We start from the raw sequence: 12821 nt of genomic DNA, 5'->3' as shown, positions 1-12821 counted from the left end.
TTTTTATTTCTTTAAACGCTGAACCTTTGTATCTTTGAACCTTTGTAACTTTTCAAAAAACCTCTGCACCTATAAAAATAAAATGGACGAAACCCCAAAACGATTTGATCGCATTATCGCTATTCTTATTCAGTTACAATCTAAAAAAATTGTAAAAGCTCAGGAATTAGCCAATCGTTTTGAAGTTAGTTTAAGGACTATTTACAGGGATATTCGAACTCTTGAAGCTTCTGGAGTTCCTATTTATAGCGAAGCCGGTGTTGGTTATGCTTTGATGGACGGTTATCGTTTACCTCCCGTTATGTTTACACGCGAAGAAGTAGGCAGTTTTATTGCTGCCGAAAAACTAATGCAAAAGTTTACGGATCCCTCTCTGGGATCTCATTACGCATCGGCAATGTATAAACTAAAATCAGTGCTAAAAACTACTGACAAAGATTGGGTATCTAATATTGAGTCCAGAATTTTGATGCAAACCCAAGAACCTTTATTTCATGACAGCTCACCTAATACGTTAGCTATTTTGTTTGACAGTATCGCAGAAAAGAAGCAAATCATTTTATGTTATAAAACTGCAGAAGCGGAACAAGCAACAAACAGAAACATTGAGCCTGTTGGGGTTTTTCATGATCATAATAATTGGTATTTTTTGGGATATTGCCATTTACGTCAAGATTACCGCCAGTTTAGAACAGACAGAATTCTGGGAATACAAAAAACGGAATGTAATTTTACGATAGAACACGATTCTCTGGAAACGTATTTAACTAAAATAGAAACAATTCCTACGACAAAAGTTAGGATTTTAGTCGATAAAAAAATCATCAATTATATTCGATACGAGCAAAAATATCACGGTTACATTTCTGAAAAAGAAATTGGCAATCAAATCGAAATGACTTTTATGTCACGTGATATTCAGGAAAGTTTTCCGCGTTGGTTTCTGATGTTTGGAGATTATGCGACCATTGTGGAGCCCGAAAAACTAAAAATCAGAACACTGGAACTTGTTGAAAGTTATATAAAGAGATTATCATAAAAAAACTCCTAAAAGAAGAATTTCAAGTTCATCTCTCAGGAGTTTTTTTATTTAGCCAATCTTCAAGAATACTATCTTTCCCAGAAAAAAGGAGGTTCAATTCCTAAAGCTCTCAGATATACATATCCTTGTCCTCGATGGTGTACTTCATTATCAATAAAGTATAAAATATTCTGATATATCGGAAATTCATATTGACCAAAAAGATTAAAGTTTGCACTAAAATCTTCAATAGATAATTTCTCCCAGTATTGATTAATTTCCGCAGTCGCTTCATCCCATTTTTCAAGATATTGCGCTTTAAAAATCAGTTTTTCTGATCCTTCAGTAAAAGGTTTTACTTCTTTATTTACAATTCCTTTTAATCCGGGAACTGCAATCGCCAAAAGTTCATCAGCCATTTTAGAAAAAGTTCTCATTCCTCCTATCGAGAATTCAAAAAAATCTTTCTCCGGAAACGCCTCGATAACATTACGTGTAAGGGCGCGATGACCTTGCCAGTGTTTCAATAAATCTTCTGGAGTAATTACTTGTGCAGCTAATGTTTTCATAGTTTTAAAGTTTTATATTTTTAATACTTCAAAAGTATCGAGGGTCGGTGACAACAGTTTGTCAGCAGGAAAAAAAAATAAATGTTTTTTTCCTGCTGACAAACGTAGAGACGCACAGCAGTGCGTCTCACACAACGTAACCCCATTTTATTGACACAACATAATCCCATTTATTTACATTAAATAAAGAGATAAATGATAATTAATAATGGAATAAATGGTGGTTACTGGACGGGAGACGCACTGCTGTGCGCCTCTACGATATAGATTATGAGGAATATTTGTTTGCAGAAATATTTTTTTTCGGTTATCGCACACGTAGCGCAATTCAAACCCGACAGGTTTTGAAAACCTGTCGGGTTTAGTACACGCATTAAGAAGCTACAAATCAGCACCTCTTTACACATAAATAATACGTTCAGATATAACATGTCATTAAGTTCGATAAAACCTTTGTACCTTTGCACCCTAATAAAATTGGAATTTAGAAAAAATGATCGAAGATAAAAATCCGCAACGTACCAGTATAGCCCAATTAGGTGAATTTGGCTTAATTGAACATCTAACAAAAAATTTTGATGTTACTCAGGAATCTACTTTAAAAAGTATTGGTGATGATGCTGCTGTTCTTGATTTTAAGGATAAAAAAGTAGTTGTTTCAACTGATTTATTGATAGAAGGAGTACATTTTGATTTGGCTTATATGCCATTAAAACATTTAGGATATAAAGCTGTTGTTGTAAATATATCTGATATCTGTGCAATGAATGCCAGACCAACGCAAATAACGGTTTCTGTAGCTGTTTCTAACCGTTTTCCGCTAGAAGCATTAGAAGAATTGTTTGAAGGGATTACACACGCTGCAAAAGAATATAAAGTGGATGTTATTGGTGGAGACACTACCTCATCGCAAAAAGGATTAATTATTAGCATTACTGCAATTGGTGAAGCTGATGAAGATGAACTTGTATATAGAAATGGTGCCAAACAAACAGATTTACTTGTTGTAACCGGAGATATTGGTGCTGCTTATATGGGATTACAAGTTTTAGAACGCGAAAAGCAGGTTTTTCAGGTAAACCCAAACAGTCAGCCTGATCTTGATATGTACAGTTATTTAATCGAACGTCAGTTAAAACCTGAAGCGCGAAAAGATGTTCGTACTTTATTGCATGCACTTGAAATTAAACCAACTTCGATGATCGATATATCAGACGGTTTATCCTCTGAAATTATCCATTTATGCAAACAATCAAAAGTAGGCTGTAATTTATACGAAGAGAAACTTCCGTTAGATCCTCAATTTATTTCAACTTGCGAAGAGTTTAATATTGACAGTACAACTGTGGCGATTAATGGTGGCGAAGATTATGAATTATTATTTACGATCGACATTAATGATTTTGACAAGATAAAAGGGAATCCAAATTTCTCTGTTATTGGCCATATGGCAGACGAAAGCGAAGGGATAAATTTAGTGACTCGTGCCAACACTCAAATTCCTTTAAAAGCGCGTGGCTGGGATGCTTTGACTGAATAGCAGATTTAAAATTTCAATAAAAAAAATTCCAAATCCCAATGATCTTGTATTATTGGAATTTGGAATTTTTTTATTTAGAGTTTCATTTTTAAAAAAGTCCTTTACTCTTGGCTTCTTTCAGCAATTCTTCATCAGAGCCAGATTTTACTTTGAGTAATTCCTTAAGGCTCACTTTACGTTTTTCAATCGCATTTAAAGAAATCGGAATGTATTGCGGCATGTCTTCAAGTGATGTTCCTTTTGACAAATGAAATAAAATTTGCTTATCAAACTCATCGATTTCAATTGAATTATGAGGCGATTGATTGAGTATCTTCTGAACTGACTGACTGTAATATTTATCATTTTTCATCACTTTGTCCAGTGCAAAAAGCAATTCATCAAAAGTAAGATCATTTTTTATGACTAAACCATTGGGCTGAATGGTTCTGATAATGGTTTTAATTTTTAGTAATTCGGTATACATTGTCAACAAAATCACTTTACAACTTGGCATTTTCTTTAAAATTAGTTTTGCCAAATCTTCGCCTGAAAAAATATCTTTCTCTTCATAGGATGGCATACTAATATCTAAAAAAGCGATATCGAAATTTGGGCTTTTTTCGTCTTCGATTAAATCATATCCTGATTTACAATCGTGAGCCTGCGAAATTATAAATTCGTATTGATCAGGATTATAACGTGTTATTGCATTTTTATATCCCTCAATAATAAAGGGATGATCGTCAACAATTAAAATATTCATTTTAATTAATTCAGGATCTGTGGCATTTTGGTCAACTATCATGTATTCTGTAGGTTTATTTTCTGATCTATAGGGATTTTAATTTCAAGAAGCGTTCCTTCTCCCTGGGTTGATTTTAAGGTCGCAGTACCTTTACATTCTGTCGCTCTGTATTGGATATTATGCAATCCTATACCATTTTTTATTCTTTTCACATTAAATCCAATTCCATCATCAGAAATAGACAATACCAAATGATCTATTTCACTTTTAAATTCAACAGTAATCGTGTTTGCATTTGCATACTTATTACAATTCTGAAGTGCTTCCTGCACGATTCTGTATAAATTAATCTTAACAGTATTACTTACCAGTTCCCATTTAATATTAGAGTCGAACGAGGTAATTAATTTTGAATCGTATGTGTTTTGCTGGTCTTCGAATAATTTTTTTAAAATCGCGATAAAATTATTAATTAATTCGGATTTCTCTCTATTTAAGTCATGCGAAATTTCACGTATATCTTCTTCAATATGTTTTAATTCCGTCAGATACTTTTTTCTTTTGGGAGCAGCTTCTACTTCATCAATTTTATCAAGACTGTCTAAACTTATCCTTACACCAAACATTCTCCCTAAAACTCCATCATGCAGATCCTGAGCCACTTTTTTCTTTTCTTTTATTCGGGTTTGCTCAATATCATTTTGTTGCGAAATCATAAGATTATAGATATCTTCGTTCGCTATTTGCTGCTGTTGTTTAAAAAGTAATTCTCTATTTTTGGCCTGTTGTGTTTTGTAAACATAAAAAAACAATCCTATTAATGTACAGATACTAAAAACGTAAATTAGGGTTTTGTTCTTTTCTTGCAGACTTGAGTTTTGATCTTTAATTTCGGAGGTTTCATAACCAATTCGAGAGAATTTCTCACCCATTTTGCGCTCAGCTTTTAGCATTTTATCATTCAGCTTAATATATTCCTGCGAATAATTTGAAGCATTTTTAGCATCAACAATCGCTAATTGTTTAAGCGCTTCTAATGTACTGACTAATTTAGCTGCACCCCGTGATGAATTAAGTGCTTGTTTTGCAAATTGAATCGCTCTGAGTGAATCATTTTTTGAAGCATAATATTCCGATAAATGAATTTTACTCGCAACTGTTGCGCCATCTAAACCTAAACTATCTCTAATTTTTAACGATTTGTAAAATAAGTCGGGTAACTGATCTGATTCATTTAACTTAAATTTAGAATATGCTAAATTGTCCATTAATATGGCATATAAAGTTGTCTTGTCAACAAACAGATTTTTTTCGTCCAGACCTTTTTTGAAATAAACCTTCGCTTGTTTATAATCATGTTTATTTAAATAAACATATCCAATATTGTTTAATGAAGTTGCTCTATACTGAAATTGTGACGGAATTGATTTATCATCTAAAACATTTAAAGCTTTATTTTGAAATTCCAGGGCTTTTGAATATTCCTCTCTTTCATTATAAAGGATTCCCAAAAGATTATAACTTTCATAAAAAAGATCATTTACCTTTTTTTGTTTCTTTAAGCTATTCAATGCTTTGAAAACAGTTATTTCGCTCTCAAAAAAATCACCCTCATTATACTGAAGGCTTGCCTTATTTAAAAAAGTTCTTGCAATATTATATTGATCATTTAATCTCAAATAATACTTTTCGGCTTTAAAATAGCTCATAAAAGCACTATCAGCAATGGACTTAACGATATAATAATCTCCTAAATAAGAATACGCTTTGGCAATACTAACAGAATCATTTGATTTTTTTGACCTCTCTAGTATAAGTTTTGCTGTCTCCCGATAGGATTTCCAATCGTTCATATTATAATATCGATTGGCAACTTTAAAAAGATTTACCTTATTCATTGAATCATTTTTTTGATCCAGAATTATATCAAGTGCTTTTTGATTGTATTTTTTCTTAAATTCTAAAGGTAATTTATCGTCATTGGCTAAAGAAAGATAGCTGGGAAGACTGTCTACAGGAGAATGTAAACCATCTAACGAAGATGCTTTTTTGGTACAAGCCCCAAAAACAATGAATAAAAGGACAATTATTTGGTGGTGTTTTTTCAATTGCAGCCTGAATTTTACCAAAAATAGTAAAACTATAGATACAAAAAAAAGCTGCCATGAAATGGCAGCTTAAATATATTTTTTATTGTAAGGTTTTAGTCTAATTTCTTGTTTCCACCTACAGATTGATTGATTGTTCCAAGACTGGAATCATTACTTGTGTCAAAAGTAATTCTATTTGAATCTACTTTCTTTGTAGGTCCTCCTGTTGCACCAGTTCCGTCTGTTTCAAGAGTTGTGTTAATATCACCTTTATATACATCATTAATTTGTGGAGTTGCAAATGAAGTTGCTACCATTACTAAAGAAAATAATCCGAATGTTAAAGCTGCTTTTTTCATGATTTGAGGTATTTATTTGTTTGATTTATTGTTTTAGGAAATCATCGCTTTGTGCGAATCATGGTGTAAAACTAACTCCGGATTCAAAGAAAATATATACGAAAAAATAGGTTTATGGTAGAACATACCCAATTGATAGTCAATGGGCACCAAATAGATGTAAACGTCTAGTTTTTAGACTTCTAAGTAATTTCCTATAGAAAAATCAGCAATAATTAGATCTACATTTGGTTTGTAGGTTTTAGAAAAAGGAATCTTTTTTAGTGAGTTTTTTATGTAACAAACTGAGCTTCCGCTATGAATTCTCGAAATGTAATTTTTATTGATAATATAACTATTGTGAATTCGGATAAAAGGATGTGATAAAACACCCTCGAAATGCTTTAAAGTTTTAAAAGCAGTGATCATTTCTCCGGAGTTCAGATAAATATCCGTTGAATTATTATCTGCCTGAAAATAACAAATATCCTGGGCGCTGATATAGCGATAATCCCCATATGATTTAATACAGATAATAAGTGGCTTTTCGACAACTTCGGGTGTTTGGGCAAATGGAAGTATTGCCGAAGCTGTTTCGTTCCTTATTTCAGCTGAATTAGCTTCTAAAACACTTTTTTCAAGTTTTAAAAGCATCTTCAATAAATCTATTGACTGAACCGGTTTTAATATATAATCAAAAACGCTGTATTGAATGGCTTCAAATGCCAGCTTTCTTTTTGGTGTGGTAATAATGATCTTCGGAAGATGAGAAAAAAATCTGTAAAGCTCATTTATAAATGCCAGCGACAGATTACTGGATAAGTCCCGCGGATCAATTTCTAAAAAAATAATCGAAGGCCGGTGTTCTAAAACCAAATGCAAACCATCATGATAATTTGCAGCCGAAGCCAAAAAAGCTAACTCAGGGAAACCTTCTGCAACTGTTTTTGTTTTTAGAATACTTTCTGCATCATCGTCAATGATAATATACGAATACTTTTTCAATATTAGTTTTTGTTGAATTTTCATGGATCACAGACAACTATTCCTTTAGCCTCATCAATACTTTGAAAAAATTTGTTTTAGTGGTTCGCAATTAAAAATACAAATTTCAACTATTTTACTATTTCATTGTTAATACATTCCACACAAATGTTAACACATAAGGATGAAATGCAAAAAAATCCGACGAAATGCATTAATAAAACTAAAAAAATCCCAAATTCCGATATGGAATTTGGGATTTTTTATAAATATTGTTTTTAAAAAAAATTACATTTTCATTAACCAATTTTTCATTGAAACTTCGTTTTCTATTATATCCTTTAATTCAGATATTTTTACACGATCTTGTTTCATTGTATCTCTATGACGAATTGTTACTGTCTGATCTTCGATTGTCTGATGATCTACTGTTATACAAAACGGAGTTCCAAGAGCATCTTGTCTTCTGTAACGACGTCCTACAGCATCTTTTTCATCATACGCTACCGTGAAATCCCATTTTAAATCATCTATGATTTTTTTAGAAATTTCAGGTAATCCATCTCTTTTAATTAATGGCAGTACCGCAGCTTTTGTTGGCGCTAAAACTGATGGTAATTTTAGAACTGTTCTTGTCGAACCATCCTCAAGAGTTTCTTCCTGCAATGATGTTGCAAAAACAGCCAAAAACATACGATCTAAACCTACTGAAGTTTCTACTACGTATGGCACGTAGTTCTCATTTAGTTCAGGATCAAAATATTGTAATTTTCTACCAGAATATTGTTCGTGCGCTTTTAAATCAAAATCCGTACGAGAGTGAATTCCTTCTAATTCTTTGAAACCAAAAGGGAAATTAAACTCAATATCAGCAGCGGCATTTGCGTAATGTGCTAATTTTTCGTGATCATGAAAACGGTAATTCTCTTTTCCTAATCCTAAAGATAAGTGCCAGTTTAAACGTGTTTCTTTCCAATGGTGGTACCATTTCATTTCTTCACCCGGGCGAACGAAAAATTGCATTTCCATTTGTTCGAATTCACGCATACGGAAAATGAATTGTCTTGCAACAATTTCGTTTCTGAAAGCTTTACCCGTTTGAGCAATTCCAAAAGGAACCTTCATACGACCAGATTTCTGAACATTTAAAAAGTTCACAAAAATACCTTGCGCCGTTTCCGGACGTAAATATAAATCCATTGCAGAATCTGCAGAAGCTCCTAACTTAGTTCCAAACATTAAGTTGAATTGCTTTACGTCTGTCCAGTTTCTAGAACCGGTTTCAGGATCAGCAATTTCCAATTCTTCAATTAATGCTTTTACATCCTGAAGATCATCAGTCATTCCTTTTGCAAGCCTTGATAAAATTTCTTTGTATTTTGAAAGATATTCTACGACGCGGGCATTTGTTGCAACAAATTCTTCCTCATTAAATGCATCTCCAAAACGAGCTCTCGCTTTTTCAATTTCTTTTTGAGCTTTTTGATTAATCTTTTCAGCATGATCTTCAACTAAAACATCAGCTCTATATCTCTTTTTTGAATCTTTATTATCAATCAACGGATCGTTGAATGCATCAACGTGGCCTGAAGCTTTCCAGGTAGTTGGATGCATTAATATTGCGGCATCAAGGCCTACAATATTCTCATTCATCTGAACCATTGATTTCCACCAATATTCACGGATATTCTTTTTTAACTCGACACCATTTTGTGCATAATCATACACTGCACTCAATCCATCGTATACTTCGCTTGACGGAAAAATAAATCCGTACTCTTTTGCGTGCGAAACCACATTCTTAAATATATCTTCTTGTTTTGCCATAGTGATGCAAAAATATAAAAAGTACGTTGAAAAAAAAGAAAAATTATAAAGATTGAAGCATTCATTTCGTTATTTTTGTAACCAAATTCTTTCTATTTGTGTTTAATTACCTTATTAACCTGTTTTTCCCTAAAGTTTGTGCCGGATGTCATACTATTTTGATCACAAACGAAACCGTTTTATGTACCAGTTGCCGTCACGAAATGCCCCTGACGCAATATCATTTAGATCCTAAAAACGAAGCGGTCAAAAAATTCTATGGAAAGATTGCTATCGAACATGCATCGGCTCTTTTATATTTTAATAAAAAAGGAATTGTCCAGGAACTCATTCACAACCTAAAATACAAGGGTCATGAAGAAATTGGAACCGTTTTAGGAAATTGGTCTGTTGAAGATTTAAAGGAAATAGTTCTGGAAATTCCTTTTGACATCGTAATTCCTGTTCCTTTACATCCCAAAAAATTTCGGGAACGAGGCTATAATCAGGTTACTACTTTTGGAAAAGCACTCGCCAAAGGTTTAAATATTGATTATAATGCAGCTGTTTTATATCGAAAAAAATATTCTAAAACACAATCAAAAAAGAATCTCGCAGGAAGATCTGATAATATCGAAAATATTTTTGATGTTATTTCTACTGAAGAAAATCGAAACAAACATTTTCTAATTGTAGATGATGTTTTGACTACCGGCGCCACTCTTGAAGCATGTTCACGTGCTTTATTAAAAATTCCGGGAGCCAAAATCAGTATTGTCTGTATGGCAATTGCGAACTCGTAACCTTTTATAATAAAAATCCAAAAAATAAATTCCAAATTCCAATTGTTATGGAATTTTGTTTCTTTATTTATTTACGATTATTTTCTTAACCGTTCTTTTATTTCCTTCAAGAACTGTAACAAAATAAACTCCTGATGAGATATTTGATAATTGAATGTTTTGATTAAAATAAGCTGTTTTCTCAAAAAAATCATAATATACTTTTTTACCTAAAATATCATATATAAAAACCTGAATGGTATTTATAGCATCACTTTTGAACTGGATGGTAAAATTACCTTTATTAGGATTTGGATATAGTGTAAAATCAGCATTTTGAACATCAGGTGTTCCCGGGATAAACGTTTTATTACAGATATTTATCGATGCTGAATTTATTTTCCCCAAATTACCCGTAACTGCATCGCGAACTCTTAAAGTCCAGTTTCCTTTAGGGTCCTGACCATTAAAAGCACTTAACAAATCAACCGGAACCACAATCTGACTTATTGTTTTAGAACAATCTAACGCAACTCCATCATCGTCATATTGAAGTGACAAAGTAGACTGTATTCCTCCACAGCTTTTATTATTGTAAAGATTTACAATTGTCCCTTGCGGACTTACCATTTGAATTTCGACATCAGAAAGTTTTTCATGTGTAAAATTCACCAGAACATTCACATCAGAAACCGTTCCTGTCGAAGCAGGTACATTTACCGTTCTGGTTGTAAAATTGGTTGCAAAAGGAATATCAAAAGCATTGCCAAAATTATACGAATCGCAAGTTGTTGTCGATGTATAACCAACCGCAAATGGTTTGCTGTTTATGGCATAATAAATATTAGCTGTAGGCTGGATCAAAATTCTGCAATTTGTCGAATTTTCTATACTTTCAGGAATTTGAATTACTTCTGTTCCATCATTTGGAGTATTTGACGCCAGAACTATTGGAAATGTAATGCCGCCATCTGTAGATAATTTAATATTTACAGTTGAAGAACCAGGCAATATACTGGTATTATTTATACTCCAGGTTATAGTCTGAAACGATCCTATCTGCCAACTCACATCATTAGTATTTTGAGACGTAACCGCAAATGGCCCTGCATTCGCCAGCACATTCACAATCATATCATCTGTACTTGTCTGCGCAGATCCCTGAGCTGCATTATCGCGTCCGGTTAAGGTAAAATGCAACGTTCTTGCAATAGACGAAACAGACTCCCATGTTGTGGTTAATTTATTTTGAAGAACGGTATTAAAATCCGGCATATATCGCACCGGAGAACTTTCCGGAACTACAGACCTGAACAATGGTCCGTCTGGTTTTGTTGAATATGCAATACTATTACTATTTGCCGTTGATGATGATAATGCACTATCATTTTGCTCCCAGGTATACGTAATAGTATCACCTTCAGGATCTGAACCGGTACCGGTTAAAACAAATGCTGTACTAATAGGGATCGAATAATCTAAACCTGCATCAATCATGGGAGGGTTGTTTATTATTGGCGCATCTGTCGGGCAACTTTTTGTAGCAAGATTATTTTGAATTTGCGCAATGCTGGCGTATGCAAAATAATCATCTGAATTATCCTGAACATCATATTTTGTTATTCCTGCATATCCCATTATCGTAGAACCACTTCCAGGTTCGACATTCACACCTGTTCTTTCGGCTCCATCAAAAGAAAAAGTATGATTTGCACCTAACTGATGTCCCATTTCGTGAGCCACAAAATCAATATCAAACGAATCTCCCTGAGGTTTTCCATTAGATGGCGAGGTATAACCACTACCTTTACCAATAACATTTGTAGCTGTTGGGCTATCACAAACACACCCTATACAGGCCGCATTACCTCCGCCTCCCGTAGCTCCAAATAAATGTCCAATATCATAATTTGCTTCACCAATGACAGTTGTTAATGTTTTTTGAACTTCTTTACTCCAATAATCATTACCATCTGACTTATCTTCTGACGTTCCTTTGCTCGCATCAGAATAAGGATCTGTCGCCGCATTTGTGTAAATAACAGCATCTGTATTTGCAATCAAGACTAATTTTACAGCAAGATCTTTATTAAAAATACCATTTACCCTGCTTAGAGAAGCATTCATACCAGCCAATGCGCCAGCTTTTGTACCGCCAAAATAAGCTGTATATTCTCCTGTACAGGAAAGCGCCAATCGCAAGGTTTTAAAAACTTTACTGCTGGCTGATTTAGATGTTAATGATGAATTATTGGTATTCAGGATTGCATTTGTAGTCTTACAATCTAATCTGCTTTTTGATGTTCCATTATTTTTAGTAAACAAAACATACTCAGACTTATCATCTTGATTTTGCTCCATAAATTCAGATGATTTATCAGCACGAAACACCATTGTCTGCACTCCTATCGGGGCAACACTAAAATGTATCTTAGCAGTCTTATCGTCTACGCCACTTCCTTCATAAGCTCTTATCTCAGGATATTTTGCCTGTAATTCCGGTTCGAAATTTGACGATTCCCAAACTGTAAATCTTTCTAAAACACCATTTGAATTTGGAATTGTAATTTGTATCGTATTTCTTTTTGACGTTTTATTTGTTACCCCTGAAAGTTTTGATTTCAAAAAATCGGTATTAAGCTTATAATAGCTTCGTTGCGAATCAGATAAATTTACTCTTTTACCCGAGGTACCGGCGGTTACTTTTTGCCACAAATCATCACTTTGAGCGTAAATATTTGCGCAACAAAAAATAAAAAACAAGAAAAGTAGCTTTTTTTTCATACTCAGGTGGGAATTGAAAAATCAAAATTAAGCGAATTAAATTAAATTCTTACAGATATATTACAATTAATGCTTTTTAGCAGACGAGTTAGTTCATTTTTGAAAAAAGAAATAGATTGTCATCAAAAATCAATTGAGCTTAGCATAAAATTTAAAATAGATAGTATAAATTTGCAACAT

At 33.3% G+C, this 12821-nt stretch carries 10 protein-coding genes; 3 read left to right on the top strand and 7 right to left on the bottom strand.

What is annotated here, in order from left to right; translation table 11 throughout:
• Positions 1 to 82: 82 nt before the first annotated feature.
• Positions 83 to 1039 (top strand): helix-turn-helix transcriptional regulator, encoded by a 957-nt coding sequence (locus NJT12_RS01075; protein WP_271334074.1) that lies wholly within the window; start codon positions 83 to 85, stop codon positions 1037 to 1039.
• A 71-nt stretch (positions 1040 to 1110) separates the two neighbouring features.
• Here the strand turns inward: NJT12_RS01075 and NJT12_RS01070 are convergent, their stop codons facing one another.
• Positions 1111 to 1590 carry a DinB family protein gene (locus NJT12_RS01070; protein ID WP_271334073.1) on the bottom strand — a complete coding sequence of 160 codons (480 nt, stop codon included), beginning with the start codon at positions 1588 to 1590 and terminating at the stop codon, positions 1111 to 1113.
• Positions 1591 to 2083: 493 nt separating this feature from the next.
• Here NJT12_RS01070 and thiL point away from each other — a divergent pair, with 493 nt between their 5' ends.
• Positions 2084 to 3130: a thiamine-phosphate kinase gene (gene thiL / locus NJT12_RS01065; RefSeq protein WP_271334072.1), complete on the top strand. Its 1047-nt coding sequence runs from the start codon at positions 2084 to 2086 to the stop codon at positions 3128 to 3130.
• Between the two features lie 88 nt (positions 3131 to 3218).
• On the opposite strand, the gene NJT12_RS01060 is transcribed toward thiL, so the two are convergent.
• The 5 genes from NJT12_RS01060 to NJT12_RS01040 all read right to left on the bottom strand — a co-directional run bounded on the left by NJT12_RS01060 (position 3219) and on the right by NJT12_RS01040 (position 9096).
• Positions 3219 to 3917, bottom strand: a complete 699-nt coding sequence (locus NJT12_RS01060; RefSeq protein ID WP_271334071.1) for a response regulator — start codon at positions 3915 to 3917, stop codon at positions 3219 to 3221.
• Positions 3914 to 5965 carry a tetratricopeptide repeat-containing sensor histidine kinase gene (locus NJT12_RS01055; protein WP_271334070.1) on the bottom strand — a complete coding sequence of 684 codons (2052 nt, stop codon included), beginning with the start codon at positions 5963 to 5965 and terminating at the stop codon, positions 3914 to 3916. The genes NJT12_RS01060 and NJT12_RS01055 overlap by 4 nt, the downstream gene beginning before the upstream one ends.
• A gap of 95 nt (positions 5966 to 6060) precedes the next feature.
• Positions 6061 to 6306, bottom strand: coding sequence for a hypothetical protein (locus NJT12_RS01050; protein ID WP_271334069.1), 246 nt, complete (start codon positions 6304 to 6306; stop codon positions 6061 to 6063).
• Between the two features lie 174 nt (positions 6307 to 6480).
• Positions 6481 to 7290, bottom strand: a complete 810-nt coding sequence (locus NJT12_RS01045) for a LytR/AlgR family response regulator transcription factor (RefSeq protein WP_271334068.1) — start codon at positions 7288 to 7290, stop codon at positions 6481 to 6483.
• 267 nt (positions 7291 to 7557) lie between these two features.
• Positions 7558 to 9096, bottom strand: a complete 1539-nt coding sequence (locus tag NJT12_RS01040) for a glycine--tRNA ligase (RefSeq protein ID WP_271334067.1) — start codon at positions 9094 to 9096, stop codon at positions 7558 to 7560.
• A gap of 98 nt (positions 9097 to 9194) precedes the next feature.
• On the opposite strand from NJT12_RS01040, the gene NJT12_RS01035 reads away from it, so the two are divergent.
• Positions 9195 to 9878 (top strand): ComF family protein, encoded by a 684-nt coding sequence (locus NJT12_RS01035; protein ID WP_271334066.1) that lies wholly within the window; start codon positions 9195 to 9197, stop codon positions 9876 to 9878.
• A 63-nt stretch (positions 9879 to 9941) separates the two neighbouring features.
• On the opposite strand, the gene NJT12_RS01030 is transcribed toward NJT12_RS01035, so the two are convergent.
• Positions 9942 to 12641, bottom strand: coding sequence for a zinc-dependent metalloprotease (locus NJT12_RS01030; protein ID WP_271334065.1), 2700 nt, complete (start codon positions 12639 to 12641; stop codon positions 9942 to 9944).
• Positions 12642 to 12821: the final 180 nt, after the last annotated feature.

The organism is Flavobacterium azizsancarii, from assembly GCF_027980145.1.
GTDB classification, from domain to species: domain Bacteria; phylum Bacteroidota; class Bacteroidia; order Flavobacteriales; family Flavobacteriaceae; genus Flavobacterium; species Flavobacterium azizsancarii.
This window is presented reverse-complemented; position numbering and strand designations above follow the sequence as displayed.